The organism is Bacillus sp. B4EP4a, assembly GCF_006680105.1.
Taxonomy (GTDB): Bacteria; Bacillota; Bacilli; order Bacillales; family DSM-1321; genus Peribacillus; species Peribacillus simplex_E.
This window is the reverse complement of sequence record NZ_VHIK01000004.1, coordinates 24,973-51,149: the sequence shown is the minus strand read 5'-3', so window position 1 is coordinate 51,149 and position 26,177 is coordinate 24,973. Positions and strand designations below refer to the sequence as shown.

30 protein-coding genes, 1 pseudogene and 1 riboswitch are annotated in these 26,177 nt (G+C 40.4%); of the genes and pseudogenes, 6 read left to right on the top strand and 25 right to left on the bottom strand.

Annotation, left to right across the window (positions count from 1 at the left end):
- Window positions 1-47 precede the first annotated feature (47 nt).
- Entirely contained in the window at window positions 48-1,436 is a 1,389-nt protein-coding gene (locus FNK51_RS01905; protein WP_141992274.1) for an aminotransferase-like domain-containing protein, read from the top strand.
- Between the two features lie 125 nt (window positions 1,437-1,561).
- On the opposite strand, the gene FNK51_RS01900 is transcribed toward FNK51_RS01905, so the two are convergent.
- The 6 genes from FNK51_RS01900 to FNK51_RS01875 all read right to left on the bottom strand — a co-directional run bounded on the left by FNK51_RS01900 (window position 1,562) and on the right by FNK51_RS01875 (window position 8,156).
- On the bottom strand, window positions 1,562-2,263 hold the full coding sequence (locus FNK51_RS01900) for an MBL fold metallo-hydrolase (RefSeq protein ID WP_141992273.1): 702 nt from the start codon (window positions 2,261-2,263) through the stop codon (window positions 1,562-1,564).
- Between the two features lie 135 nt (window positions 2,264-2,398).
- Entirely contained in the window at window positions 2,399-2,629 is a 231-nt protein-coding gene (locus FNK51_RS01895; protein ID WP_141992272.1) for a DUF3953 domain-containing protein, read from the bottom strand.
- A 196-nt stretch (window positions 2,630-2,825) separates the two neighbouring features.
- On the bottom strand, window positions 2,826-3,275 hold the full coding sequence (locus FNK51_RS01890; RefSeq protein ID WP_141992271.1) for an NUDIX hydrolase: 450 nt from the start codon (window positions 3,273-3,275) through the stop codon (window positions 2,826-2,828).
- 470 nt (window positions 3,276-3,745) lie between these two features.
- A complete protein-coding gene (locus FNK51_RS01885) occupies window positions 3,746-6,910 on the bottom strand; it encodes a bifunctional cytochrome P450/NADPH--P450 reductase (RefSeq protein WP_141992270.1) in 3,165 nt (1,054 codons plus the stop codon).
- 72 nt (window positions 6,911-6,982) lie between these two features.
- A complete protein-coding gene (locus FNK51_RS01880) occupies window positions 6,983-7,558 on the bottom strand; it encodes a TetR/AcrR family transcriptional regulator (RefSeq protein ID WP_141992269.1) in 576 nt (191 codons plus the stop codon).
- 277 nt (window positions 7,559-7,835) lie between these two features.
- Window positions 7,836-8,156: a MazG nucleotide pyrophosphohydrolase domain-containing protein gene (locus tag FNK51_RS01875; protein WP_098372074.1), complete on the bottom strand. Its 321-nt coding sequence runs from the start codon at window positions 8,154-8,156 to the stop codon at window positions 7,836-7,838.
- Between the two features lie 97 nt (window positions 8,157-8,253).
- On the opposite strand from FNK51_RS01875, the gene FNK51_RS01870 reads away from it, so the two are divergent.
- Window positions 8,254-8,835: an LOG family protein gene (locus tag FNK51_RS01870; RefSeq protein WP_141992268.1), complete on the top strand. Its 582-nt coding sequence runs from the start codon at window positions 8,254-8,256 to the stop codon at window positions 8,833-8,835.
- Window positions 8,836-8,907: 72 nt separating this feature from the next.
- Here the strand turns inward: FNK51_RS01870 and FNK51_RS01865 are convergent, their stop codons facing one another.
- From FNK51_RS01865 to FNK51_RS01855, 3 genes are all read right to left on the bottom strand, one after another.
- Window positions 8,908-9,324, bottom strand: a complete 417-nt coding sequence (locus FNK51_RS01865; protein ID WP_286178539.1) for an NUDIX hydrolase — start codon at window positions 9,322-9,324, stop codon at window positions 8,908-8,910.
- Between the two features lie 33 nt (window positions 9,325-9,357).
- Window positions 9,358-9,783, bottom strand: coding sequence for a 3-hydroxyacyl-ACP dehydratase FabZ (fabZ, locus tag FNK51_RS01860; protein WP_141992266.1), 426 nt, complete (start codon window positions 9,781-9,783; stop codon window positions 9,358-9,360).
- Window positions 9,784-9,923: 140 nt separating this feature from the next.
- Complete coding sequence (locus FNK51_RS01855) at window positions 9,924-10,538, bottom strand: undecaprenyl-diphosphatase (protein ID WP_141992265.1); 615 nt, start codon at window positions 10,536-10,538, stop codon at window positions 9,924-9,926.
- A gap of 339 nt (window positions 10,539-10,877) precedes the next feature.
- On the opposite strand from FNK51_RS01855, the gene FNK51_RS01850 reads away from it, so the two are divergent.
- From FNK51_RS01850 to FNK51_RS01840, 3 genes are all read left to right on the top strand, one after another.
- Complete coding sequence (locus FNK51_RS01850) at window positions 10,878-11,402, top strand: histidine phosphatase family protein (RefSeq protein ID WP_141992264.1); 525 nt, start codon at window positions 10,878-10,880, stop codon at window positions 11,400-11,402.
- 170 nt (window positions 11,403-11,572) lie between these two features.
- Window positions 11,573-11,956: a VOC family protein gene (locus FNK51_RS01845; RefSeq protein ID WP_141992263.1), complete on the top strand. Its 384-nt coding sequence runs from the start codon at window positions 11,573-11,575 to the stop codon at window positions 11,954-11,956.
- A gap of 40 nt (window positions 11,957-11,996) precedes the next feature.
- Window positions 11,997-12,590: a dienelactone hydrolase family protein gene (locus FNK51_RS01840; RefSeq protein WP_141992262.1), complete on the top strand. Its 594-nt coding sequence runs from the start codon at window positions 11,997-11,999 to the stop codon at window positions 12,588-12,590.
- A 15-nt stretch (window positions 12,591-12,605) separates the two neighbouring features.
- On the opposite strand, the gene FNK51_RS01835 is transcribed toward FNK51_RS01840, so the two are convergent.
- From FNK51_RS01835 to FNK51_RS01785, 12 genes and pseudogenes are all read right to left on the bottom strand, one after another.
- On the bottom strand, window positions 12,606-12,800 hold the full coding sequence (locus tag FNK51_RS01835) for a Fur-regulated basic protein FbpA (protein WP_098372067.1): 195 nt from the start codon (window positions 12,798-12,800) through the stop codon (window positions 12,606-12,608).
- Between the two features lie 25 nt (window positions 12,801-12,825).
- Window positions 12,826-13,035, bottom strand: coding sequence for a Fur-regulated basic protein FbpA (locus FNK51_RS01830; RefSeq protein ID WP_098372066.1), 210 nt, complete (start codon window positions 13,033-13,035; stop codon window positions 12,826-12,828).
- Between the two features lie 207 nt (window positions 13,036-13,242).
- A complete protein-coding gene (locus FNK51_RS01825) occupies window positions 13,243-14,445 on the bottom strand; it encodes a M20 family metallopeptidase (protein ID WP_141992261.1) in 1,203 nt (400 codons plus the stop codon).
- A gap of 81 nt (window positions 14,446-14,526) precedes the next feature.
- Window positions 14,527-15,399, bottom strand: coding sequence for a MetQ/NlpA family ABC transporter substrate-binding protein (locus FNK51_RS01820; RefSeq protein WP_141992260.1), 873 nt, complete (start codon window positions 15,397-15,399; stop codon window positions 14,527-14,529).
- 21 nt (window positions 15,400-15,420) lie between these two features.
- On the bottom strand, window positions 15,421-16,071 hold the full coding sequence (locus FNK51_RS01815) for a methionine ABC transporter permease (RefSeq protein WP_053537357.1): 651 nt from the start codon (window positions 16,069-16,071) through the stop codon (window positions 15,421-15,423).
- Window positions 16,072-16,084: 13 nt separating this feature from the next.
- On the bottom strand, window positions 16,085-16,468 hold the full coding sequence (locus tag FNK51_RS27695) for an NIL domain-containing protein (protein WP_483295545.1): 384 nt from the start codon (window positions 16,466-16,468) through the stop codon (window positions 16,085-16,087).
- 116 nt (window positions 16,469-16,584) lie between these two features.
- A pseudogene (locus FNK51_RS27690) lies at window positions 16,585-17,107 on the bottom strand (methionine ABC transporter ATP-binding protein); the annotation flags it as partial.
- A 236-nt stretch (window positions 17,108-17,343) separates the two neighbouring features.
- Window positions 17,344-17,455, bottom strand: a riboswitch (SAM riboswitch).
- 139 nt (window positions 17,456-17,594) lie between these two features.
- Window positions 17,595-18,062, bottom strand: coding sequence for a GNAT family N-acetyltransferase (locus FNK51_RS01805; protein WP_141992259.1), 468 nt, complete (start codon window positions 18,060-18,062; stop codon window positions 17,595-17,597).
- Between the two features lie 98 nt (window positions 18,063-18,160).
- Window positions 18,161-18,529 carry a nuclear transport factor 2 family protein gene (locus tag FNK51_RS01800; protein ID WP_141992258.1) on the bottom strand — a complete coding sequence of 123 codons (369 nt, stop codon included), beginning with the start codon at window positions 18,527-18,529 and terminating at the stop codon, window positions 18,161-18,163.
- A gap of 34 nt (window positions 18,530-18,563) precedes the next feature.
- Window positions 18,564-18,782, bottom strand: coding sequence for a hypothetical protein (locus FNK51_RS01795; RefSeq protein ID WP_141992257.1), 219 nt, complete (start codon window positions 18,780-18,782; stop codon window positions 18,564-18,566).
- Between the two features lie 246 nt (window positions 18,783-19,028).
- Window positions 19,029-20,339, bottom strand: a complete 1,311-nt coding sequence (locus tag FNK51_RS01790; protein WP_098372060.1) for an amidohydrolase family protein — start codon at window positions 20,337-20,339, stop codon at window positions 19,029-19,031.
- 205 nt (window positions 20,340-20,544) lie between these two features.
- On the bottom strand, window positions 20,545-21,522 hold the full coding sequence (locus FNK51_RS01785; protein ID WP_141992256.1) for a zinc-dependent alcohol dehydrogenase family protein: 978 nt from the start codon (window positions 21,520-21,522) through the stop codon (window positions 20,545-20,547).
- A gap of 215 nt (window positions 21,523-21,737) precedes the next feature.
- Here FNK51_RS01785 and FNK51_RS01780 point away from each other — a divergent pair, with 215 nt between their 5' ends.
- Window positions 21,738-22,076, top strand: a complete 339-nt coding sequence (locus FNK51_RS01780) for a YmaF family protein (RefSeq protein ID WP_141992255.1) — start codon at window positions 21,738-21,740, stop codon at window positions 22,074-22,076.
- Between the two features lie 85 nt (window positions 22,077-22,161).
- Here FNK51_RS01780 and FNK51_RS01775 read toward each other — a convergent pair whose 3' ends face one another.
- The 4 genes from FNK51_RS01775 to FNK51_RS01760 all read right to left on the bottom strand — a co-directional run bounded on the left by FNK51_RS01775 (window position 22,162) and on the right by FNK51_RS01760 (window position 26,036).
- Entirely contained in the window at window positions 22,162-22,953 is a 792-nt protein-coding gene (locus tag FNK51_RS01775) for an ABC transporter ATP-binding protein (RefSeq protein WP_141992254.1), read from the bottom strand.
- A 15-nt stretch (window positions 22,954-22,968) separates the two neighbouring features.
- Window positions 22,969-23,982, bottom strand: a complete 1,014-nt coding sequence (locus FNK51_RS01770; protein ID WP_141992253.1) for a FecCD family ABC transporter permease — start codon at window positions 23,980-23,982, stop codon at window positions 22,969-22,971.
- The gene (locus tag FNK51_RS01765; protein WP_098372055.1) at window positions 23,979-24,983 is read right to left on the bottom strand and encodes a FecCD family ABC transporter permease; all 1,005 of its coding nucleotides are present in this window, start codon (window positions 24,981-24,983) and stop codon (window positions 23,979-23,981) included. Before FNK51_RS01765 ends, FNK51_RS01770 begins: the two co-directional genes overlap by 4 nt.
- Window positions 24,984-25,067: 84 nt before the next feature.
- A complete protein-coding gene (locus FNK51_RS01760) occupies window positions 25,068-26,036 on the bottom strand; it encodes an ABC transporter substrate-binding protein (protein WP_141992252.1) in 969 nt (322 codons plus the stop codon).
- Between the last annotated feature and the right edge of the window lie 141 nt (window positions 26,037-26,177).

Here is a 26,177-nt window from a genome sequence, read left to right as displayed (position 1 = left end):
TACAAAAAATGATATGATTGTATGGAATAAGATCGTTGAGGTGAAGTATGCCAGTAAATTCATTTGACAATTATCCAATGTCTTGGAAACCTGATAAGAAAGCATTAAAGCGTCCTTTTTATAAATCTCTTGCATCATTACTTGAACAAGATATAACAAATGGCTTTTTAGCACCTGGAACAAAGTTGCCACCGCAACGAGAATTGGCAGATTTTCTTGATTTAAACTTCACCACCATTACCCGCTCCTACAAAATATGCGAGGCAAAGGGATTAATATATGCCGTTACGGGAAGCGGAACCTTTGTGGCTCCCAATGCCACTCGTTCTATAACCATTTCCGCGGATAAAACGGCAAACAGCATTGATCTTGGCTTTGTGGCATCTTTTGAGCAAACCAATGATATTGTATCAGAAACTATTCAAAAAACTGTGAACAAAAGTTATTTGGAGCAGCTGCTGAATTACAACGATCCGACTGGTATTCCACATCAAAAAACAGCAGCCCTAAACTGGATGGAATCTTTCGGCATTCACGCGGATCAAGAGCATATGGCAATCGTTTCCGGTGCCCAAAATGCATTGGCAGTTGCCTTGGCTGCATTGTTTGAGCCTGGTAATAGAATTGCAACCGACTTATACACATATTCAAACTTCATCGAGTTGGCAAAGATGTTCCATATTAAGTTAGTGCCCATTCCCGGAGACCAGTTCGGAATGCTGCCAGACGAACTTGAAAAGCAGTGTTGCCAAATAAATATTAACGGCATTTTTCTGATGCCCTCTTGCAACAATCCAACCACAATCATGATGTCAGATATTCGAAAGCAAGAAATAGCTGCGGTCATCCGTAAGCATCGTTTAATTTTGATTGAGGATGATATCCATGCATTTCTGACGGCAGGCATTATCTCCGATTACCGGCAGCCTATGTACCATTTGCTTCCAGAACAGAGCGTTTATATTTGCGGCACCTCTAAGTCAATATGTTCTGGATTAAGGGTTGCCTATATGGTCTATGGGGATGTATTGCGCGAGAAAATTTCCCAGGCCATTTTCAACATAAATGTAAAGACCTCTTCTTTTGATGCAGAGGTTATTACAGAGCTTATCCTATCAGGAAAGGCTCATGAAATTGTTTCTCAAAAGAAACAGCTTTCACAGACTGCAAATGATATTTATTCGGAATATTTTCATTTAAGAAAGGATGTTGGACATCCTCTCAGTCTTTATCGTTGGCTTCCAATCCATGGACATAACGATGCATTACAGCTGGAAACGGATCTGAAAAGGCGCGGTATTCGAGTTTTTCATTCCAATCGTTTCCAAAGCGGGCAGACCACCCCTGATATGTACTTGCGTATTGCATTATCTTCTACAAACTCATTTGATGAGCTAAAAATAGGATTGGACATATTAAAACAGTATCTCAACTGATTCAAAGATCGAAAAATCGAATCTTTTAAAAAAACGTTCCAGGTGATTTCAGAAATCCGCTCCCTTTCCGCCGACTGTCTGCCAAGCCCGGACCGCCCGCGGAAAGCGAGTGCCTGAAGTGGAAATCAAATTTTATAACCGTCATAAAGTAAAGTGAATGTCCCACCATGATAACAATAGTAATTTTCAGCTTTAAGATCTTTAATCTTTCTTAAAGACTGCTCTGCTTCCTCGACATTTAAACAAAATTGTGGATTAGCAATGCCCAATTCATGATTCTCTTTAACAGCTGCATCACCTGATATTACACTATTTAAACTTGGAAAATATAATGAAATATGCCCTGAGGTATGACCTGGTGTTGCTACTACTCTACATTCGTTATCTAAAATCAAATCACCATCATGTACCTTTTCATCAATTGAAACATGCTTCAATTTCTTTAATTGTTGTATAAACCATTTACCGAATTCTTGATTTGGCATATTTTCTACCATTCCTTCGGCTTGAACCAATCTCTCTGACTTCATTTCACCACTAATAAATTTCGATTCTACTTCACTAGCTATAATGTTAATCAGAGGATACTTCTCCTTGAAATCAAATAAGGAACCTATATGATCAATATCATAATGAGTAATGATTATATTCTTTAAATTCTTCATTTCATAACCATTTTTTATAATTTCATTTTCAATTAAAGGTAAAAAATCAGGATAACCTGTATCGACCAAAGTTAGTTCATTTTTCCTTATAATCAAGCTAGGATTAATGTAGTTTTTTTGCCCATTAAATTCAAATTCAATTGGCAGTTCTATTATCTTCATTTCCTCATCCAACCTCCCGTTTGTGATAACCGAATATTCTATATATTATCCAACTATTAATTTTAACAAAATCTCCCTTTAATTGCGTAACAAAAAGGGCGATGCAACGACCTAGTTATTGAAGTAAAGAACCTGTTAGTTCAAAAAGAAACCCTGTATGGAAACAAAGAAAAGAAACAATGAGACAACAACGCACCCCAAAAATCCTCCTTTTCTATCTTTTTGAAATTCGGCTAATCCCATTACTAACATAAGTGCGCCCAAGAACAACATAGAATACGGCATCAACTCGAAATTTCTAGTAATTAGTTGATAGGCTGATAAAGCAAGAACGATTATTACTAAGATGAGTTTAACTATTTTCAAGAATATTTCCCCTTAAGTACTATTTTTTTAAATCATACCAGTTAACACCTCTTCATTGTGTAGAAAATGGAATTTCCTTCATTCACTAACCCACTTTTCTGCAATAAAAAGCCGACTGGCTTTTTATTCGAGAATGAGCTTTAACTTATTGAAAGGGATACTAGGTAGGTAGTATCCCTTTTTAAGTAAGGCTGGTTCATGAAATATATGTCTGGCCATTTTTGTAAGTGAATGCATAGTTTCCTTCTTTTTTCAATAAAACCGGCAAATACTGCGCAACCATCTCAGCAATTCCGAGATTAAGCGGGTGAAGTATCCAATCAATGGATTTCCAATCAAGAATGCCTTCCCGCGTTTTTTTCGGTGTTTCATATATTAAATCCTCATCCGCCATATACAAATATACATATATTCCATCCAATTCACCTTCTGGAGTTACCCAGGTAACCGTTCCTTTAGAAAAAAAGGTCTCTACCTCTATGCCCGTTTCCTCAAATACCTCACGCTGTGCTCCTATATCAGGTGTTTCACCTTTCTCGATTTTGCCCCCCACCCCGTTCCAAACACCCATAATAGGAGCTTTCTCCCGGTTAAGCATGAGTAGTTCATTATTCTTCTTAACAAAACAAACCGTATACTTAAACATTTTTCAAAGTGACCCCTTTATCTTCAATTTAACCACATGGCCGTGTACTGTTTTACTCGTGAATTTCCCACTATATTTCGGTCTATATAAGTAGGAAAGATCTTAACCAAACATTTTAATACAATTTGTCCACTAATAAAAACTTTAGCTTTTCTCAACATTAACAATGAATAAAGAATCCGTAAACGCTCTCCGCCAATGTATGAATGCACTCCCCATTAGTTCCAATTCTTCTATTTTCAGCGCATTTACTCGTGAATTCGAGCGATATATACCTGAGTTTGCGCTGTTTACTAGTGAATTCGCATTTTACTCGTGAATTTCCGCTATTTACTCGTGAGTTTTGCTGTTTTACTCGTGAATTTACATTGTTTACTCGTAAGTTTTGCTGTTTTACTCGTGGATTCGTTTTTTTATCATTACCGCATAAAGAAAGCAGCGATTCCCTTAAGAATCGCTGCACCTCCTATTTATGCTCCTGCCCAAACATCTTTCGCATATCTGCCATTTTCCTCTAATAGTTGCAGCCATACTGTGGCTTCTTCTTTCGATGTTTGATAGAAATGCATATAGCTTTCGATTAGTGTTCGTTCAACATCAGGTGCCATTTTGCTTCCGTCTCCGCAGATGTATAGATGTCCTCCTTCTTTTAATAAAGGAAGGATGTCATGGGCGTTTTCCGCTAATCTGTTCTGGACATATGTTTTTTCTTGACCGGGACATCTTGAGTAAGCGGTGTGCAGTGTTACAAGGCCTTCTTGTTCGGCTTGCACGAGTTCTTCTTGATAGAGGAAATCGTGTTCCGGATTACGGCATCCAAAGTAAAGGTGAGCAGTCCCTAAAGTTTCACCTTTTTCTTTCAAAACGCGACGTGCCTGTATGAATCCCCTGAATGGTGCAATTCCTGTTCCAGGGCCAATCATGATGATTGGTTTTCCTGTTTTCTCTGGAAGTTGGAAATTGGATTGCGGCGTAGTGATAAAGCAGGCTATTTTGTCTCCTTGGAAGCGTTCTGCCAAATAATTCGATGCAATTCCTTTGTATTCCCCGTTTCCGCTCAAAGCTTCTCCACGGACGACGCTGACGGTGATACTTGCTTCTCCTTCGTTGTGGAGCGGTGAGCTTGAGATAGAATAGTATCTTGCTTTTAAAGGTGGCAGTAAAGCCAGGAAACGTTCAAATGGGATTTCACATGCAAGATACTTTTCAATAAGGTCAAGCATGGTTATGCGCTTGTTCAGGATTTCTTGTTTATAGGTACTGTCCAAAAGAAGATCTTCAAGTTCTTTTACATGTGGAGGACATACCGTATAAGTGGCAAGCGCCCGAATTTGAGACCGGGTGGCGGGTTCTTGGAACTCCACATAGTTTGATAGTAATTCTTCTAGTTTTACCGGTTTTCCTGTAGGAAGATGAGCAGCTTTTCCGGAATCCCCAGTCAGATTCACGTAATCTTGGCCTTTTAGGTTAAATCGACTGAGCACTCGCTCGACAAGTTCCGATGGATTTTGCGGAAGAACCCCGAGATGATCGCCTTCCTGATAATGTATTCCCTCTGGCAGAGTTAATTCTATATGCCGTGTACTTCTTCCGCTATCTATATGTTGTAATTCAAAATTCCTTTTTACAATGGAAGTAAAAGCATGATGGGTGCGGGCAAGTGGTGTTCCGCTCACATCACTTACGAAGGTCATCGTAATCGAGCTGACTACCCGATCATTCCTATTCACTTCAATGTTCAGGGTTTTGGCAAGATTCGGCCAAAGGGCTTCTGTCCATTTCTCGTAATCCCCTTCAAAGTCATCGCTTGCATCTCCATAGCCTGTTTCTGACAGCCGCACTGCTCCTTTTTGTTCCAGCCGCTCATCAATGAAGATTGGAATGCGTTGGTACGTATTGGCCCAATTGCGGTCCCCGCAGCCGAAGATCGCATAGTGAACACCATCCAATGTGTTCTTGCTTTCCTTCAGCCATGAAACGAAGTCACCTGCATTATCCGGGGGATTTCCATTATAAGATGCCGAGACTATAAGAACAGCTCCTTCTTTGGGAAGCCGATCGGTGTAATCATTTAAAGGGGCAACCTCGGCATTGAAGCCTTGTCGCTTCCCTGTTTCGGCAAGGTCACGAGCAACCCCTTCCGCTGTTCCCATATTTGATCCAAACAGGACGAGTAATGGTGTCCCATGTGCTGATTCGATTGGAGATACCGTGGCTCCTTTGTCCGCTGACTTTGATTCTGGAGAAGCAGCGGTAAATGACATCGTCGGCTTCCTCGGTGAAACGCGCATGGTCAATCCGTCCGGTTTGAGAGTCAAAGTTTCTTTAACATCCAATTGATATTCTTCATGATCAATCAAGTCAAAGTGCTGTAAAACCATGCCGAGCACCAGTGTCGCTTCATGAATGGCAAACTGCTGTCCGATACAGGCGCGCTGCCCGTTTCCAAACGGTTTATAAGCATGATAAGGGATGGAATCCAAATCCTCGAACCGCTCAGGAATGAACGATTCAACGTCATCACCCCAAACAGATGGATCACGGTGAAGCTCGGGAATAAGCAGCGAGAACACATCACCTTTCTTCACATTATATTTTCCACCCAGCATGGTATCTTTTTTCGCATAAACGGAAAACGCTGGAGCTGTCGGCCACAGACGAAGCGTTTCATTTAGCACCATTCGGACATATTTCAGCTTTTTCACTTGTTTGTAATCAGGAACATCATCACCCAGCACTTCATCGACTTCCTGCTGCGCTTTTCTTAACTTGTCTCTGTTATTCATGAGGAAATAGATGGCGAACGATAGGAGACCGCTCGTCGTTTCATGCCCAGCTATTAAAAAGGTAATGATTTGAAAGCGAATATTTTCATCATCCAGTGATACGCCCGTTTCGGGATCGACTCCTTTCAACATATGGGAAAGGAGGTCATCTTCTCCCTGATCACCATTTTGTTTTCGGTCAGCAATCAATTCATCCACTAGAGAGAACATATATTGAATGTCTTCCCTGAATTGTTTTTTAGATTTGATCATCAGTTTATCTTGGATGCCAAGCCGCTGCGTTTGGCTCATCGCTTCATCCAACGCACGCACCATACTGGTGACAAAAGGATGGGTGGTCTCCCGATAAAAACTGTTAAAACGGTAATTGAACCCGCAGAGTCCGATCGTATCCAAGGTCAATCGTGTCATATCTTCAGGAACACCTATCTCATCAGCCGGATTCAGGCGGGCCCATTTTTGAATGAGTTGGGTAGCAAGATCCACCATTTTGGCATGATATCCCTTCATTGCTTGCTGGCTAAAGCTGGGCAGCAGGATGTTATGGGCCTTTTTCCAATTCGGCTCCGTCGTTTCACTTGTGAAAAGGCCATCGCCGCCGAATGCTCTCACTTTTTGTAGGGCTGGACCGACTTTCTTATCAAACCTTGTTTCATCACAAATTTCTTTTGCGAGGGCAGCACTTGATACGAATGTAGTGATTCGACCCGGAAATTGAAACTGAAAAACCGGCCCAAGTTCTCGTGCCAGCTTCATGAAAGACTGAAGCGGCTTATCCTTATCAATGATAGGCAGGCTGCCTAGGGGGCCATATGTCTTTGGCTGTGGAAACTGAGTTGTGTTTTCCATTTTATTAGCACCTCTTTACAATAGTTTAGAATGCGGAATGAACGTTCATTCCGTTTACATGTTAAAAATTTTTCAAGCGTGCAATCGGACTGCATCCCAAAAGCTTTCTTCCACATCTGCCAAAAGTTTTGGTTCAGGTTCTAACTCCCCGATGCGAACAAGTCGCTCAAGCTCAAGAAAAGCTCCATAAATGATGGCAATCAAAGCTGAAGAAGGAAGCTCCTTTATTTCTTTTTTCTCTTTTCCTGACTCAAAGAAATTTTTAAATATATCCAATAGCCCTTGAAAGCTAGCATGACTATCTTCATTTAAAAAATGGGCTCCACTATGTATTTTAATAAAATAAAGTGCTTGGTCCTGCTCGGTTGTAAAGTGAACCATTGATTTAAAAATATGGTGAAACTGATTGCGAATTGAATCATCATGAGGAAATCCATTCTTGACCGTTTCAGTGAAAATATCCAAGTACTCTTGAAAAATCTTGTTGCCCAGCACTTCCTTATTCTCGAAATAACGATAAATGGTACCCGCTCCAACTCCTGCCGATGTAGCAATCATCGGGATCGTTGTCGCATCATATCCCCGTTCTGCGAATAGCACTAAAGCGCTAGATACTATACTGTCTCGTTTATTTACTGCAGTGATCATAATGATTCACCCCTTTTTTCACAAGATGCGGAATGAATGTTCATTCCTCTTTAGTGTAAGTGTATACCCAATAAAATCCCATCTCAATCGCGCATACTACCCATATTTTGTGAATTCTTTATTAACGGAGGGGGATAAAAGTCTGAAATTATTTCTTTTTGAGGAATTAAATGGGTACTACAAACTATTGTTTGCCCATAAAAAAAAAGCTGATAGTCACAGCTCTTCAAGTTAAAAACAGGATGATTTTCATGTTAATCAATTGAATCAAAGGAATTTATGCATGATAATAGCGGTCAGATAGTTTCTTTTTATGGGCATTGAACACTTCTTCCAATGGGATATTGTACTTGTTCGCAATCACAATCAAGTTTCCTAGCACATCTCCCAATTCTTCGGTTAACTCCTGTTTGTTTTCTTCATACGAACCAATAACCTCATCAGGTCTATCCCTGCCAATTTCAAGGGAGCGAATGGCTCGTGCCACCTCGCCGGTTTCTTCTGCCAAAAAGCCGATGCGAATGAAAATGTCCAATTCTGACCATCCTCGTGCTTCATAATAATCTTTTACCCATTGTTGAAATTCAGTGACGTTCATATTCATCCACCTTTCAGTTAGATAATTCAAGTTTAACAAATCTTCCTGAATTTTGTATGATAAGAAGGGAAGATTACTAAATGGGAGATGTGATATTTTGAAAAGTCTAGCTGTATTTTGTGGATCAAGCAAAGGTGCATCTGCTGTCTATGTAGATGAGGCTAAAAAACTGGGTGCGGAACTGGCAAAACGTAATATTACCCTTGTCTATGGAGGCTCAAGTGTAGGAATCATGGGTGCAGTTGCAGATTCCGTTTTGGAAGCAGGCGGAAATGTAATTGGAGTCATGCCAGAATTTCTAGAAAAAAAAGAAATAGCCCATAAGAACTTAACTGAATTGATCGTCGTGGAATCCATGCATGAAAGAAAAGCAAAAATGGCTGAGCTTGCAGACGGGTTCATGGCCTTGCCAGGCGGACCAGGAACATTGGAAGAATTCTTTGAGATTTTCACTTGGGCTCAGCTTGGTCTTCATCAAAAACCTTGCGGACTCTTAAATATCAATCACTATTATGATCCTTTGGTCGCTTTATTCAATCATATGTCCGACGAACAGTTCCTGCATGAAAAATTCCGTTCCATGGCGCTGGTAGATGTTGACCCAAATGGACTGCTTGATCAATTTAATACATATGAACCGCCAACCGTAAAAACTTTCATTACCGAAAAACAAACCTGACCATTAAAAAACAACCGGCCAAGATCAATAATGACCTTGGCCAGTTGTGATAAACTGCTGCGCACTGAAGGGTTAATTGAATATCAGGTTTAAATAATCTCCATGCCCTTTAATAAGTTGCACTTCATGTTCGGATGAGATCCAGAAGAAATGAAATGTCAGCCCCTCTTCATCTCCTCCACCCGTTGGCTGATGATCCCATTCATCAGGAACATTGTATACACGTATTTGATAAAAATATCTATTATGTATGGCACCATCAACGTTCTCCCAAAAATCTTCTGCAATCAATTTCTCCACATGAAATTTTTCCAGACCTGTTTCTTCTTTCATTTCCCTAATCACTGCTTGGTAAGGATCTTCTTGAGGCATCACTGATCCCTTTGGTATCTGAATCCCCGCTTCCCTAATGGGATGTTGAAAAACCAATACCTGTGTTTCTCCATTTTTGATTCTTGTCACATACCCGTAGGCTTTTTTTATCGGCATCACCATCATTCCCCCGTTATTGCAAATGATAGATCAATCACCAAAAGCAAATATGAGCTCTGTCTCGCATACAGTTTCTCCATCGACAGTAGCCCTTCCTATTCCTTTACCGATTGGACCTTTCAAGCGAGTAATCTCTACTTCTAAACGTAATTGGTCCCCTGGCCTTACCTGCTTTTTAAAGCGACATCCATCGATACCAGCCAAAAGCCCGATCCGCCCTTTATTTTCTTCTTTTGTAAGCATAACAACAGCACTTACCTGTGCTAATGCCTCCACGATCAATACACCTGGCATCACTGGGTAATTTAGAAAATGCCCATTGAAAAACTCTTCATTTGCTGTGACATTTTTAATGGCCACCGCTCTCTTTCCTTCTTCCAATTCCAAAACTCTATCAACTAAAAGAAACGGATAGCGATGCCTGATAATGTCTTTGATTTCTTGGATATCAATCAATATTACGTCCCCCATTGCGATAGATTGCTTTCGCTTTATTTTACCACCAGTATCATAATGTGGATATTTTTGTATTTACCAAACTACACTTCTTTCAATAAAAAAAGGCTGCCTGAGCAACCCTTTTATTTTGATTCCGCTTACAAATCCTTTGATTTTTTTTCCTTTGATTTAGTTAACGGGGCTAGAACCATTTGTTCATACCTCTCATAACCCCCTAATAATTTATGAATCAAGCTTATTTTAGGAACAACAAGGTAAACCACCAATCCTGAAATGGTGCTTAGGATAGCTCCTGCCAGCACATCCGCCGGAAAGTGGACACCTACCCAAATACGGGAAATGCCAACAAGGAAAGCCAGCATGATCCATAACAACCACCAACCTCTTTTGAAAAGCCAAAAGGAGACACAAAACGAGAAAAACAAAATGGTATGGTCGCTTGGAAATGAATTATCCACTGCCTTTTCAATTAACTTATTAACATTGGTCAATTCTGCAAATGGCTGATTGTTTGAATGCAATTTCCCTGCCATTTTCCCCATCATTTCAGCTATTACAAACGTAACCATCCCACAAACAACCATCATTCTACTCTGTTCATTTCGAGTGAACCATAATACGATGACAGCTAAAGCTAATAAAAAAACCATGTACTCGGCAATGAAAATGGCAGAAGGGTTTAAATAAGCGTATTGTTTCCCTAAGTCATTGATCATTCTAAATACATTGATATTCAGCTCAAAAAAATCCATTTCATACCCAACCTTCCTCTTTTTCTTACATATTAAAGAGAAAGGAAGTAAATCTCCATCGTTCTTCCTAACAGTTTAATCCATTATCTTACATTTTTGTAACGTGGTTGTTATGGTTGTTCAAGGTGGAATTAAACTAGGAGGCTTTACTTATCTTCATGGAGTGAGGAAGTTTACTTGTTAAAAGCACCACAATCATATATTCGTGTAAAAAAAGGACATGATACGATCTTATAACTAGAGTTATGACTAATAGCTCAAGTTTTATTCTTTTAAAGGTTTTATTAAAGTTGAATAGAATTATAAATTGGAATAAATAAACAAAATCGAGGTGATATCTTGCAGATATTATTAATTCGGCATGGTGAGTCAGAAGACGATTTTCTAGAAGAAAATTACGAAGGAACTACTGATTTGCCACTAACCATCAAAGGAATTGAACAAGTAGAAAAAATGTGCAGACGTGTCTCTGAAGAGTTTCCACCAGAATACATTTGGTCAAGTACCTTGCTTCGTGCTAGTAAAACTGCCGAAACTTTATCAAATACCATCAAATGTCCAGTAACATTCTTGGAAGATTTACGAGAGATGCAGGATAGGGAGAAAAATTCAGATTTTAGATTACGAGCTGAAAATGTTCTTTCTTATATTAGAGAGAACAGTGCAAATTATAAACGAATTGCCATTATATCCCACGGAGGGGTGATTACTAAAATAATTGAAAGCTTTCTTCAATTACCACCCGCAATTAATGATGTGTGGTTCAATTCTCATAATACAGGAATACATCTTCTTGAGTATACTGATCATCCATACAAACTTATAAGATTTTTAAATAGTACTACGCATTTGGAATATAGCTAACGATAAGAGCTGTTTTATGGCAGCCTTTTCTTTATGTAATATACAGGGGGAAAAGGCTGACACGCATTAAAAAAAATGGGCGTTTCTGTGCAGCTACTAAATGATTAAAAAAGGTTTTTTATGGAGATTCGTTGAATTCTTAGGTAAGGTTCAACGAAAGGTGGTAAAGTATGAAATCAATAAATTCTCCTATTTACCCTAAAGTTAACAATGTTTTCATTCATGTTAAAGATTTAAAGAAATCAGCTGGATGGTATTGTAATCTCCTTGGCATTCCTCATAATAGTGATTCTGTAGAATCTCCTGTTTACAATATTCCTATAACAACTGAAACTGGATTAACGTTAGACGACCATACATTTGATCCTGATTTTAGATTCGAACCATCCAGCAATGTATTGTTTAATTTTTACGTAAAGGATATAGACGAAGCCTATAAATTCATTAAGAGTAATAACATATCTATTGCTAAAGAAATAGAGCGTATTGGGGATTTTGCATATTTTAACTTTCAAGATCCTGATGGTAATGTACTTATGATTTGTAATTGTTAAGGATGAAAATTGGTTGGCTTTTATTTTAGGGAGGGTAAACATGCTGCACATACAGAAAAAGTCCGATACTGTCATTATTGTCATTCACGAAATATATGGACTGAACCTACATATGCAGGGTTTTTGTGAGTCAATATCAAAACAGGGTTTTGATGTGATCTGTCCGGATTTGTTAGAACGTGAGACGCCTTTTGATTATTCCCAAGAGGAAGCTGCTTATCGGCATTTTATGGAGAACGTAGGTTTCACAGGCGCCTTACATAAAATAAAGGAAATATTAGCGGATATAAAAGATGTATATCAAAAGATTTTCATTCTTGGATTCAGTGCAGGGGCAACTGTAGCTTGGCTGTGCAGTGAGGAAGAGTGTGTCGATGGAATAGTTGGTTACTACGGTTCGCGTATTAGGAATTATGCAGAATTAGCGCCACAATGCCCTGCATTGCTATTTTCCCCATTAGAGGAGCCATCATTTAATGTGGACGAGTTAATTTCAGCTTTGGAAATAAAGAATGTCGAAGTTCATAAATTCAGCGGAAAACACGGATTCAGCGACCCTTACAACTCAAACTATCATGCAGAATCAGCACAGAAAGCCGTTAGCAAAATGATGAAATTTTTTATGATGAATTGAGGTTCCACATTCAGCCTAATGCCGTTTTGCATTGATCCATTGTATCGAACCTGCATCACTATGGGGATGACAGTCATTTTGAACCTTTTTATATTCTATTTCCAATTCTTTTAAGGTTAACTTCATCAGCTGTTCCACACTCTTATTTACAGTATGGATCATAAGTTTATAGATCAATTCTTTCCGCCTTTCTTCCACGCCCTTCTTCATTTCACCCTCTCCTTTTATTCTGATTTTATATGAAATGATGTATCCTCAGACAGGGGGAATGATCATCGGATTCCTTCTCTTCGATTTTACTTATTTTAATATATTCATTCTCTAAATCGGTTAAGGTTAATTCAAAAAGATGGATGTCATTCTTTTTATAAACTCCCTTGTTAATCAACTTGTTGATTAGAAAGTTTCTTTTTTTCTCAATCGCTTTACGTAATAATATCCCCATGATAAATCCCCCTTTATAGGATGTATTGAAAGAGAATCTTTCGACTTGCCCATTCACAAAAAAACCGGAGACACCTCTTTACATGAAAGAAAAGTCTCCGGTTTTCCGGTCAATTAACCTATAATTCCTATTTAATTACTAGGTATTGTTATTTTTATAATACTAACTCTGTGATCCGCAGTCAACAATTTTTTTCCTGTATCTTATTTATTTTTGCTTCGCTTCATGAAATGCTGATTTCACTTTACCCAACAGGTCTTTATCCGAAATCAATTTATACCCTGTAAGTGCAAGGGCTTTTGCTCCGGTCAGGATGGCTTTGTCTCCAGCAGGAGATTTGGCACAGTCGCGGAATTCATTCGTATGGGCAATCAGCTCATCATGGCCAATTTTTATATAAGGATGTGCTGTCGGCACTACATGGCTTACATTACCAGCATCCGTCGAACCAAAGCCACTCTCTTTTCGAGGACCCACTGCTTCCCCTAATTGAGCCAGCTCTTCTTTTAACAGTTCATCCAGGACTGGATTAATGACAAAATCGAGTACTTCATTTTGGAAACGTTCAACTCTAACCGTACTTCCTGTGGCAAGTGCTGCCCCTTCGGCAACAGCACGTATTTTATTGGATACTTCTTGGCAAAGTTTCCATGTTGTTGCTCTAATGTAAAACCTGGCCGAAGCATATTCAGGAATAATGTTAGGCGCTTCCCCGCCATTGGTGATGATTCCGTGAATCTTGACCTCGGCTGGGAGCTGCTGACGCAAAGCATTTATGCCATTGAACAGCTGAATCACCGCGTCAAGTGCATTCACGCCTTCTTCAGGTGCAGCTGCTGCATGTGCTGACTTCCCGTAAAAATGAAAATCAAGGGGGTCGACTGCCAAAAACGGGCTTGTAACACGCGTTTGCCCGCCTGGATGGATAAGGATGGCCGCATCCACCCCATCAAATAGACCGTGCTTCACAAAGCTGCCTTTTGCGCTTCCATTCGGGCCGCCCTCTTCTGCCGGCGTTCCGAAAACAATCACCTCTCCGCCCGTTTCCTCCAGCACTTGAGCCAAGGAAATGCCCGCTGCAACACTCGTTGTGCCGATGATATTATGGCCGCAAGCATGACCTAAACCCGGCAATGCATCATACTCGGCTAAAAAGGCAATTGTGGGTCCTTTCTTCGAAGAGGTTTTTTTGGCGATGAATCCTGTTTCATATCCGGCTATATTGCGGGTCACTTCAAATCCTTCATTTCGAAGTATTCCGGTTAATGTATCCGAAGCGAAGAATTCTTGATTTCCAATTTCGGGTTTGGCATGAATGGCTTGACTCGTTTCGATATATAATTTGGAATGAAGGTCGATGTGATCTTCAATGATCTGCTGATGCTGCTTCTGCACTAATTCTCTCGCCATATTCTAATCTCCCCTTTTTGGTTTAAAATGCCGGATAGGCATCTTGAATCCATCCGGCATTCCTTCACTTGTTCTAAATCATTATTTTTCATTAGCTGGTTTTGTCCAAGCATCCTGGTAATTCAATAATTCATCTACAGTAACATATGCAGGAATGGTGTTTCCTTTAAACGTTTTTTCAATGAACGCTTCCACTTTTTTCGATTGATAAAGCTCCACTAATTTTTGCAGTTCAGGACGATCGGCATTACCCTTTTTAACTGCAATGATATTAATATATGGTTTCGCCGTTTTACTTTCATGGAATAAAGAATCTTTTAAAGTAAGGCCTGCTTCGACGGCAAAGTTATTATTGATGGCTGAAGCATCGGCATCATCCAATAGACGCGGTGTATTGCCTGCAGCAACAGGTTGGATTTTCAAGTTTTTCGGATTTTCCTTAATGATTTCCAATGATCCCGATCCATTGAATTCCTCTTTCAATGTAATCAATCCAGCTTCCTGAAGAAGAAGTAGTGCACGGCCAAAGTTTGTTGCTTCATTCGGAACGGCAATCGTAGCGCCATCCGGAAGATCCTTGAGATTTTTATGTTTTTTCGAATAAAGGCCCATAGGCGCAATGACAGTCGACCCGATGGCCTCTAATTTTAGATTTTGATCTTGAACGAATTCATCGAAGTAAGCGACCGTTTGGAATGAATTGGCATCAATTTCACCTTCACTTAAAGCAAGGTTCGGTTGGATATAATCATTGAAAGTGACCAGTTCGATATTAAGCCCTTCCTCTTTCGCTATGTCGACAATGTATTCCCATGTTCTTGTATCCCCGCTGCTGACACCGACTTTTACTGTTTTCACATCATCCGAACCGCCTGATGCACCTTCTTCTTTCCCGCATGCTGCAGACACGATGGCCAATGCCAATACTATGATCGTTAATAAGATTTTCTTCATTTCTCCTACCTCCTGTTATTTTTATCTTCTTCTGATTTTTCTTGAAACAAAATTCCCGGTGGATTGCAATAATTGAACGATGATCACGAGCGCCGCCACTGTGACGATCATCGTCATCGTATCAAACCTTTGATAACCGTAAGCCAAAGCTAAATCTCCGACCCCGCCTGCACCGACGGCACCTGCCATGGCCGTAGATCCAACAAGCCCGATTGTCGCTGTTGTAAATGTAAGGATCAACGAACTGAGTCCCTCGGGAATCAAAAAGCGATAAATGATTTGCCATGTCGTCGCCCCCATCGCCTGAGCTGCCTCGATGATCCCTTTGTCCACTTCCAACAGGGAGTTCTCCACAAGCCTGGCGATATAAGGAGCCGCGTAAAAGATTAGCGGAACAATGGCCGCATTCGTTCCAATCGCACTGCCTACAATCATTCTCGTAAACGGAATAAGTGCTACAAGCAAGATGATGAAAGGAACCGACCGCAATATATTGATGATCGGGTTCAATACATTAAAGACCCATTTATTCTCCAGGATGTGACCCTTTCTTGTAATGACAAGCAGGATACCGAGCGGAAGCCCAATCAATCCGGAAAATACCAATGAGATGGCTACCATATAAAGTGTGTCACCGAAAGCTGTCGACAGCTGATCTGCCGTTATTTCCATTCCCCAAAGCGTATTACCCATTTATCTGCACCTCCTGGACGAGAATTCCCTCATCTTTAATATATTGATAAGCCTTGTCCACCTCATTTTTGTTCCCGGTCACTTCGATGATCAAATTCCCGAAAGGCGTTTCCTGAATTTCAGAAATATTGGCTGATAAGACACTTAAATGTACATCATATTTCTTCGAGATGGTTGAAAGTAAAGGAGTACCCGAAGTAGTCCCAATAAAATTAATTTTCCAAATAATCGGGATATGGGACCCTATGCTTTTTAGGAAACTTTGTGGAATTTCGTCATGTATGACCGTTCTCACGAAGTTTTTTGCAATATCCGTTTGCGGCTTCGCAAACACTTCGAAAACCGAACCTTGTTCAACGACGCATCCGCCCTCCATGACCGCTACCTTATTGCAAATTTCCCTGATGACAGACATCTCATGAGTGATTAGCAGAATGGTAATATTGTATTCTTTATTGATTTTCTTTAAGAGTTGCAGAACAGCACTAGTTGTTTGTGGATCCAATGCCGATGTAGCTTCATCACACAATAAGATCGATGGATTTGTAGCCAATGCTCTCGCAATGCCGATCCGCTGCTTTTGACCGCCGGATAATTGTTCCGGATAACTCTTTGCTTTGCTTGATAAGCCAACGAACTCCAACAGCTCGCCTACCCGCTTTTTGATTTCTTTACCAGGGGTTCCCGATAAAATCAGCGGCATGGCGATATTATCAAAAACGGTCTTTGAGTTTAGCAAATTGAAATGCTGAAAGATCATCCCAATTTTTTTCTTTTCTGCCCGCAATTCCTTCGCGTTCAATTTGGTTAAATCCTTGCCCCCAACAATCACCGAACCATCTGAAGGATGTTCAAGCAAATTGACCAACCTGATCAACGTACTCTTCCCGGCCCCGCTATAACCGACTACACCGAATATATCCCCCTTTTCAACTGTCAAATTAATGCCCTTCAAAGCCTCGACAGTCTGTTTCTTTGTTTGATAAACCTTTTTGACATTTTGAAACTCAATCATCCAATCTCCCCCCATGCTGTTTATTTGTACGAATTCATTATCCAGAGAAGAGCTTTGCAAAGTTTCATAATGTTAGGGTTAAATTTTTGGAATTCACGATTAAATGCACCAATAATCCAAATAACCATATACATTTTGAATAAACAAAAGAGGCCTCTTCCGTCATCAGACAGAAGAGGCCTCTTTTAGACATAAAAAAGAGTAAACTCTTAAATTAATTATCTAAGAAAAGCTCCTTCTTATCTTTCAAACTTTCGTCCGTTGGAATTAGCACAGTATTTTTACAAAAGTAAAAACCCGCTGCCGAGGTATCATAGGGCCAAGTCCCTCCACATCTCTTGATAAGAATTAACGTTATATTTAATTATGTCCTTCACTATATATTCTAATTTCTCTAAAGTCAACCATATTTTTTTCGTTCTAAACATTTTCATAGTATAGTGAATTGATGCTCTTTAAATTATATTAATATAATTTTATTTCGTTTTTATAATGTTTTACTCATTCTCCATACAGGGTATTTTTCATTTTCTTCCCTTATCTTCATCATGCCTGATTTCGTATATAAACGAATCGCCCTTCCATTTTCCGGAGAAACCCTTAAATGATATTCGGATACATTAAATTGCCTGAAAAAGTTTTCTGCGTAGTGAACCAATTCCTTGCCAAGGCCTTTACTGCGGTAATCGGGAATAAGATAAAAAAGATTCACATAGCCAATCTCCGTTCCTTCATACTCACGAATTTGAAGTTCCATTTGTCCAATCGGTTCTTGATCCTTTTCAATGATCACCTGTCCATCCGGAAATTTGCGGACCCGTTCTTTCATTCGTTGCAAATATGTATTTTCATCTCCAAAACCATCTTCAGATCCAAAACTTACAACATAGGAATCTTTCCTGAATTTAATGATAATATCTTTATCTTTGTCCGTATCAATGGTACGGAAGATCAACTTCATCCACCCCTATCATTTTAGTAAAATAGTTTTTAAGCAAGCAAACCTCATTTTACTTACGCATTTTTATGATATTTTTTTCATAAATAATAGGCTTAACTGGGCCCTTTCGTTTTTGTGCCTTGATGAAAAAACATTTGCCACCTTCCATTCGTACATTTCCAGATTGAACTCCTTAAGGTATGTTCCTCTTTATCTTCATCAAAAATCCGGTACGTAGTTAACACGGTATCCTCAGACAATGGATGCATATCAAATTGACTTAGTGTCATTTTCACCGCTCCGGCTCCCTCTTGCCCCAAAAAATCGCTTTTAGACCATATGTTACCCGAACTGCCGAACTCAAGGAAATCATCTATCAATAATAATGAAAGCTCTTCTGGTGATGTACGGACTTCAGTTTTTAACAATTTCTCCTCCAGCTCATACAAATGCTCTTTTAACAACGAAGATTCACTTTCCATTCATCTTGTCCCCCTTTTCCCTCTAAGTAACAAATCAGGAAAATAGCGTATAATTAATACGTCGATATTCATACGGTGGTGATTCTATGATCCATGCTGTCAAAGATTTTTTATCCAGTTGCTTGCTGATTACCAGTTGGTTAATATTTGCGGTCAGCAGCATTTTTTTCTTTTTTTCGTTTTTAACCGTTTTTGCCATACCTATTTTCTTATTAATATTTTTAACTGGCTTACTTTTTTTCCATATTTCCAAGAAACTGGACTCACGACGGATTTCTAAGTGTTAAGAACAATTTATTCCACAATACTAGCGGTAATTCCTTTTTGACTGCCATTCGATGCGAACTATTCCTTACTAAAACCGAATAATAATGGCCTCAAAAAAGATCATTCCGTCCTACATCACTCCCACACCCCATCTGCATCATTGAGTCCATAAAAAAAGGAGCTGCAAATGGCAGCTCCTTTTTCTGTGCATACGTTTGTTTTCCCATCAGTGTTATCGTGATAGGGTACCTTGCAGACGATTCGTTTCGGCGATTACTTTTTCTTCATCGATCGTTAAGCAGCGCCTTTCTTTCACGACCATTTTGCCATCGATGTATACATCACATACATCATTTCCGCGTGCTGCATAAAGCAGGTGCGAATAGGCTTCACTCAACGGCTGCAGGTGTTCTTTGTCATATGGGTAAATGGTGATGAAATCTGCTTTTTTACCAGCTTCCAGTGATCCTGTATGGCCCATGCCTATCGCTTCGGCTCCCATTCTTGTGGCCATGGCGAGTGCTGTTTGGGCAGGAAATTTAGTGGCATCCTTATAGATTCCTTTTTGCAGTAATGCAGCTGTCCTCATTTCTTCGAACATATCGAAGTTGTTATTGGAGGCGACGCCATCTGTTGCTACTCCCACTTTAATGCCTGCATCAAGAAGGCTGACGACATCGGCAATTCCAGATCCAAGCTTCAGGTTACTGATTGGGTTATGGGCAACGCGAACATCATGCTGTTTTAGTATCGCACGCTCTTCGTCATTGAGAACTACACCGTGTGCCATCACGGTAGGCTGGTCGAACAGACCTAAACGGCGAAGGTGCTCGACAGGACGGGATCCGTAACGTTTTTCGATGTCGAGGATTTCAAAGTCCGTTTCCGATACGTGGATGTGCACCATCAAATCATTCTCTTTTGCAATCCGCGCACTTTCCATGATTGCTTCAGGTGTGCAGGCATATGGGCTATGTGGTGCGACCATGGTAGTCAGGCGGCCATCGGCAAACGTTTTATAGTTTTTTGAAAACATTTCTGCCCCCATGAGGTTCGCTTTTTGGTCTTTTTCGGTACCCAAGCTGAAGATCGTGTAGGAAAAGGCTCCGCGCATTCCTGTTTCGCCTATCGTCTCCATGACAGCACCTGCATCTATTCCATTAGGATTAAACATATCCGAAAATGTCGTGGTTCCCGATTTCATCATTTCCATAATGCCAAGCTGAGTGCTTACAGAGGCGATTTCCGTTGTAAACTGGCTTTCAAGCGGCCATATTTTCGTTTCAAGCCATGGCTTCAGCAGCATATCGTCCCCGATACCGCGTAAAAGGGTCATTACAATATGCGAATGGGCATTCACAAGGCCTGGCATGATCCATTTCCCGCCAAGGTTGACCACTTGATCTGCATCAGCCAATTGTTGTTCATCATGCTGGCCGACGTAGGATATGGTATCATCTTGTACAATCATCATGCCGTTTTCAAAGATTTGATTTTCCTTGTCCATAGTAAAAAATGTAGCATTCACATATATTGTTTTCATAAGTAGTTCCTCCAAAGTCGTATCATGTAGCAACATGTTCTATTCCGCATTCTAAACTAGTACCTCACAGGTAATCAAGTAATTCCATATTATCAGGGGCCATTTCCATTTACCTTAGGAACCTATTGGAAGAGCTCCAAGATGAATGACCCCTTCAATATATCCGTTCAATCAGCAAACCGCCTTTGCAATTGAGCATGCGCAATCAGTTGCTTAAGAAAATCTTCCCTCCATTGCTCGGGACAATAATGGCTTCTTGCACATCTTGAAGGCTGTAGTAGGAAGCCGGCATCATGAACTTCAATCTTTTATCATTAATGAAACCCATCAAAAGGTTAAACGTTTCATGCCAAGTTTGAATGGAAGCCTGCTGATTCCAATGCCGAAGATGAAACATTTGAACATTCACTTTTGTCCTTTGTGAAATTTTTGCCCAATTTACAGACTGTCCTGATAAAAGGCCAATCGTTAATAAGATGCCATTAGGCCGAACACAAAAAGCTAGCTCTGAACCATCGATGCCGCCCACTGAATCTATGGCCGCTTTCGCTCCGCGCCCATTCGTCCATTCCATCACGGTATCATGCAATGATGATCGGGACGTATCGATCACATATGAAGCACCAAGCTTAAGCAGTTCTTCCGTATACTTACTGTTTCTCGTTACAGCAATCAGCTTAAATCCAAGTATCTTGGATAACTGGGCAAAGATACGGCCGATGGAAGATCCGCAAGCATTTACAAGTAATACATCACCCGGTTTCAATGCCAATACTTCTGTACAGATTAGCCATGCGGTTATCGGATTTATATATAATTGCGCTGCAATATAATCCTCGATCGAATCGGGAATGACGATGGCCAAATCCGCAGATGTTTTAACATATTCCTGCCAGGTCCCTTCACCGCGCAAAGGCAGAACACGCTTGCCTATCAGCTCTTTCGAAACCGATGGACCCACCTCTTCTACAATGCCGATCCCTTCATAACCAGGTATGGAAGGCAAGGGAATTCGGTGGGAATATGCACCGCGAATGGGCAGCAAGTCAGACGGGTTAATGGGACGTGTAGTCATCCGAACGAGGACCTCCCCTTCGGAAGGACTTTGAATAAATTTATTTTCAACTTTTAAAACCTTTTGCGGATTCCCGAACTCATAGAATTTAACACATTTGGCTTCCAAGATAATAAGCCTCCTTTAATATATAAGTCTTTCTATTTTTTATCATTTAAACTGATCCCACCTGGCACTTAAAGAGCTTTTAACTCTGGATTTATGTTGATGCATTGTGGTTTTCCACGTTTTAATCCTCTTTCCATAAATTTGTCGTTATGGATCTTCTTATTTTTCCAAGCATATGGTTTATAAAACGTTTGTTTATACAAGGGGTGAAGAGATTGAATAAAGTAGGAAAAGATGATTTTGTATCTGGGTTCGTACCACATCATAATCATGGATCTGTTGATTATACTTCCCTAGCGGACGGCCATGTCCATCAATGTTTAGATGTAACTTCCCCGCCAATTCCATCACAAGAGGGAGAACATATTCATTATACTGAAGGATATGTGTTATTTGAGGATGGACATACCCATTATTATAAGGCTTATTCGGGACCACCCATTCCGGTTGGAAATGGAATGCACGTTCACTATTACGATTTTTACACAACAGAAGAAGATGGGCATAGACATAGAATTAAAGGGGTCGACCAACCTGCTCCAGGGAATAAATAAGATACATGATAAATAAAAAAACATCAGGGTGATTTGAAATCCCCCTGATGTTTTTTTGCCTCGATAGTCTGACTCTAAATGCATCTCACTGATCTTGAGATAAACCAATTGGAATGCATAGGGGCGTTTGATCAACAGGATTTTCAATAATGCAGCATTCCAGTCCGAAGACGTCCTTGATCATCTCTTTTGTAAAGACCGTTTCAGGCGGTCCTTCTTTATAGATTTTCCCCTTCTTTATGCTGATCAGATGATTGGCATACTGTGCCGCTTGATTCAAATCATGCAGTACCATGACGATCGTGCGCCCATGAGTGAGGTTTAAATCGCGCAGTAATTCCAATATTTCAATTTGGTGCGCTAAATCCAGATAGGTAGTCGGTTCATCCAACAGTAATAGGTCGGTTTCTTGTACCAAAGCCATCGAAATCCATGCCCTTTGCCTTTGTCCTCCAGATAATGCATCCAATGTCCGATCAGCGAATTCCGTCATTTTTGTTGCGGATAATGCACGGTCGACAATGGCATGATCTTCCGAGGTTTGTCTGGAAAATAAGCCTTTGTGCGGATGCCTGCCATAATAGCATAGTTCTTTAACGGTTATATCTTCAGGAGCTTCCGGAGCTTGGGGTAAGATAGCCAATTTCTTTGCCACATCCTTGGAAGATTGAAGATGAATGGCTTTTCCATCTAAATAGATCGTGCCTTGCTGAGGTGTTAATAATCTGGCTAGAGACCGTAGAATGGTAGATTTGCCACAACCATTGGAACCTATGATTATACTGATCTTACCTTCAGGAATTTCCAAATCGATATTTTCGATGATTTGAGTTGATCCATAAGAGAGGGAAAGATGCTCTGCTGATAATGTTGTCATGATATTCAGCCTTCCTTATGTTATTTTTCGTTCTCGGCGTAATAGATATAAAAAATATGGCACTCCAATCACCGCAGTGATGATTCCCGCGGGTATTTCTATTGGAGGGAATAATCCTCTTCCCAGGCTATCGGCAACGAGTAGAAAGATGGAACCGAAAAGAGCTGAAGCAGGAAGCAAAAGCTTGAATTTTGATCCTACCACCCTCCGTGCGATATGGGGGGCAATTAAACCTATGAACCCGATGGAACCAACCGCAGCTACACAGACTCCGATTAATATGACAGAAACACTTAACAACATATAACGCAGTAATTTTGATCTTTCACCGAGACCAGTAGCTATATCGTCGCCAAGGCTAAGTACATCCATTTTAGAAGTTAACGCAATCAATACCGGGACAAGGACAAGAAATGGAAGCAAAATGAATACTTGATCCCATCCTCTTCCCCATAGACTGCCCGTCAACCACAGCAGCGTCGTGTTTACATCATCCGGGAACTTGACCATGAAATACTCTATCCCCGCTTGACATATGGCCCCTAAAGCAATTCCTACCAAAGCTATTGTATTTGGCTGAGCTCCTTTTTTATAAACAAATATCATCAAAATTGCCGCCATGACCGCCGCTCCGATAAAAGCTGAAAGAGGCAGAATGATAATGGGCGATTGCGGAAATAAAACGATGACTATAACAGCTGCCAAACCGGCCCCTTTTGTTACCCCAATCACATCTGGAGAAGCCAACGGATTTCGAAGGACCCCTTGCAGAATGGCTCCAGCCGTTGCCAATCCGGCCCCCACTATCACGGCAATTAAAATACGTGGTATGCGATAGTTGTGCAGAATGAACTCCTGGCTCTGCATGCCATTTCCAAGGAAATTTTGGAGAATTTCTAAAGGTGAGATATAAATGGCCCCTAAGCCCAGGCTCACCAATGCTAAAATCAGCATGGTAACCGTCAGCATCAGGAGAATTGAATAAGGGTGCAAAGTTGATTTCAACCCAAATGTCCGTTTTAGTTTCATTGCTTAATATTCCTCCCTCTCTTCGCTAAATAAAGGAAGAATGGCGCACCGATTATAGCTGTTACGATGCCAACCGGCGACTCAAAAGGATAAGCGATAAACCGGGCGAGAATATCTGCGTAAACCAAGAGTAAAGCGCCGAATAATGCAGAAAAAGGAATGATTCTCCGATAATCCCCGCCCACCAGTCTCCTGACGATATGAGGAATGATCAATCCTACAAAGCCCACCGGTCCTGCGACGGCAACCGAAGATCCTGCCAAAATGATCACCAATATTCCTGCCAAAATACGGATTCGGTACACCCGCTGCCCAAGTCCCTGCGCCATATTTTCTCCTAAAACAAGGATAGAAACAGATCGAGAGAACAAGGCAGCGACAAGTAGCCCGAAGAAAGACCAAGGAAGAATCATGTTAACGTGTGTCCATGTTTTCCCATTAATAGACCCGACTAACCAATAGAGCACATCTTTCGCTTGTTCATTAAAGATGATCATGCCTTGCGTTAAAGAAGATAAAAAAAAGTGAACAGCCATTCCGGCCAATGCCAGCTTTACTTGGGTCATACCTCCTCCCGAAGCAAAAGAATAGACTGCCATCCCTCCCACTGCTGCACCAATGAATGCAACGCAAACTAGAGATACGGAAGAAAGGTTAGGAAAGAAAACGAACGCGGACACAATAAAAAATGAGGCACCGGCATTAACACCAAACACTTGTGGAGAAGCTAATGAATTTCGGGTAATAGCCTGCATGAGAGCGCCCGCCACCGCTAAATTGGCACCGACCAATGCTCCAACTAAAGCCCGGGGCAATCGAAGGGTCCTTATAATAGTTTGTTCCTTGGACGAGTCGGCATCAAAAAAGGACTTCAAAACCATTGATGCATCTATATCGGCCGCTCCCACAGAAATACTCGTCAGGACTCCTAAAATCAGCAAAACGATTCCAGCGATAGCGGTACAATACACTTTCAGTTTACTTCTAGCTACAGTTTCCATCGCTATACAACACACTTCCTAACTAAATTTAAACCTAATGGAAAGCGAAGTAAGAATGGGATCTCTTACTTCGCTTTTGTTCCTTTATTCTTCACCAAGCATGTTTAAAGTGTCTTTAGCAATGGCCTCCGCTGATACAACACCACGGTATCTCGTCCATAAATCTCGATCAACACTATACACTTGTCCGCTTTTTACAGCCTTCAGGTCTTTCCAAAGAGGATTGTCTTTCCACTCATCAGTAAGTAACTTACCCTCATTATTCGCTAGAAGCAACACATCCGGATCAATCTCGACAAGCTGTTCCAAGTTCATCTCGGCATGTGGCTGTTCCTGCTGAATGGCATTTTTCAATCCCATGCGTTCAAGCAATTCTCCATCATAAGAAGAAGAAGTATGAGCTTGGAATGAAGTATCTCGTACAACTGCAGGTAAAACCGTCATATTTGAATCAACAGTAAGTTTCGATTTAAGTTCCTTAATCGTTTTTTCATGCTCGCTCATTCTTTTTTCTGCAGCATCTTCCTTATTCACTGCCTTTGCAATCGTTTTAAAAGAATCCAAGTTTTCTTGATATGTAGATTCCCGGCTTTTTAAGACAATGGTAGGAGCAATCTGCTGTAAATCTTTATAAATCCCTTTATGCCGCTCAGCATCTGCAATGATTAAATCCGGCTGTAAAGAACTGATCACCTCTAAATTAGGCTGCTCACGTGTTCCTACAGAAGTATAATCCATTTCTTGACCTACAAGTTTTGTAATCATATCTTTTTTGTTGTCATCTGAAATCCCGATAGGTTTTATCCCTAGGGCATTTAAAGAATCAACGAAAGATAACTCAAGCGTAACGATTTTTTTAGGAGTATTTTTAATTTCCGTTTCTCCCATTTCATGCTTAATCGTCCTTGTTTCTTGATTACTTGTTTCGGCAGATGTCTTCTCTGCTTCTGTTGTTTTTTGAGAATTATTACATCCTGATAACATCATCATAATCGTGAATAACAGGATCAATCCTCCTCCCCCAAACGTTCTTGCTTTTCTAGATTCTCTCATTTTTCGCACCCTTTCCGTCATCTATACCTATTTAACTTCTTACCCAACGAATACTTCATAATTGAAAATGATTATCATTATCCTGCTGTTATGATAAAGTCATAGATTGATACCGTCAATATTAATAAAATTTTGTGAATA

What these genes read in the sequence shown, in the direction of transcription:
- FNK51_RS01820 (WP_141992260.1), bottom strand. Translation starts at nt 15,399, where the DNA reads ATGAAGAAAATCTTATTAACGATCATAGTATTGGCATTGGCCATCGTG.
- FNK51_RS01865 (WP_286178539.1), bottom strand. Translation starts at nt 9,324, where the DNA reads ATGCCGATAAAAAAAGCCTACGGGTATGTGACAAGAATCAAAAATGGA.
- FNK51_RS01835 (WP_098372067.1), bottom strand. Translation starts at nt 12,800, where the DNA reads ATGAAGAAGGGCGTGGAAGAAAGGCGGAAAGAATTGATCTATAAACTT.
- FNK51_RS27695 (WP_483295545.1), bottom strand. Translation starts at nt 16,468, where the DNA reads ATGGAGGGCGGATGCGTCGTTGAACAAGGTTCGGTTTTCGAAGTGTTT.
- FNK51_RS01890 (WP_141992271.1), bottom strand. Translation starts at nt 3,275, where the DNA reads ATGTTTAAGTATACGGTTTGTTTTGTTAAGAAGAATAATGAACTACTC.
- FNK51_RS01875 (WP_098372074.1), bottom strand. Translation starts at nt 8,156, where the DNA reads ATGAACGTCACTGAATTTCAACAATGGGTAAAAGATTATTATGAAGCA.
- FNK51_RS01905 (WP_141992274.1), top strand. Translation starts at nt 48, where the DNA reads ATGCCAGTAAATTCATTTGACAATTATCCAATGTCTTGGAAACCTGAT.
- FNK51_RS01815 (WP_053537357.1), bottom strand. Translation starts at nt 16,071, where the DNA reads ATGGAAATAACGGCAGATCAGCTGTCGACAGCTTTCGGTGACACACTT.
- FNK51_RS01765 (WP_098372055.1), bottom strand. Translation starts at nt 24,983, where the DNA reads ATGGAAACTGTAGCTAGAAGTAAACTGAAAGTGTATTGTACCGCTATC.
- FNK51_RS01880 (WP_141992269.1), bottom strand. Translation starts at nt 7,558, where the DNA reads ATGATCACTGCAGTAAATAAACGAGACAGTATAGTATCTAGCGCTTTA.
- FNK51_RS01800 (WP_141992258.1), bottom strand. Translation starts at nt 18,529, where the DNA reads ATGGAAAGTGAATCTTCGTTGTTAAAAGAGCATTTGTATGAGCTGGAG.
- FNK51_RS01770 (WP_141992253.1), bottom strand. Translation starts at nt 23,982, where the DNA reads ATGAAACTAAAACGGACATTTGGGTTGAAATCAACTTTGCACCCTTAT.
- FNK51_RS01825 (WP_141992261.1), bottom strand. Translation starts at nt 14,445, where the DNA reads ATGGCGAGAGAATTAGTGCAGAAGCAGCATCAGCAGATCATTGAAGAT.
- FNK51_RS01855 (WP_141992265.1), bottom strand. Translation starts at nt 10,538, where the DNA reads ATGGATTTTTTTGAGCTGAATATCAATGTATTTAGAATGATCAATGAC.
- FNK51_RS01840 (WP_141992262.1), top strand. Translation starts at nt 11,997, where the DNA reads ATGCTGCACATACAGAAAAAGTCCGATACTGTCATTATTGTCATTCAC.
- FNK51_RS01775 (WP_141992254.1), bottom strand. Translation starts at nt 22,953, where the DNA reads ATGACAACATTATCAGCAGAGCATCTTTCCCTCTCTTATGGATCAACT.
- FNK51_RS01845 (WP_141992263.1), top strand. Translation starts at nt 11,573, where the DNA reads ATGAAATCAATAAATTCTCCTATTTACCCTAAAGTTAACAATGTTTTC.
- FNK51_RS01760 (WP_141992252.1), bottom strand. Translation starts at nt 26,036, where the DNA reads ATGAGAGAATCTAGAAAAGCAAGAACGTTTGGGGGAGGAGGATTGATC.
- FNK51_RS01830 (WP_098372066.1), bottom strand. Translation starts at nt 13,035, where the DNA reads ATGGGGATATTATTACGTAAAGCGATTGAGAAAAAAAGAAACTTTCTA.
- FNK51_RS01790 (WP_098372060.1), bottom strand. Translation starts at nt 20,339, where the DNA reads ATGAAAACAATATATGTGAATGCTACATTTTTTACTATGGACAAGGAA.
- FNK51_RS01900 (WP_141992273.1), bottom strand. Translation starts at nt 2,263, where the DNA reads ATGAAGATAATAGAACTGCCAATTGAATTTGAATTTAATGGGCAAAAA.
- FNK51_RS01885 (WP_141992270.1), bottom strand. Translation starts at nt 6,910, where the DNA reads ATGGAAAACACAACTCAGTTTCCACAGCCAAAGACATATGGCCCCCTA.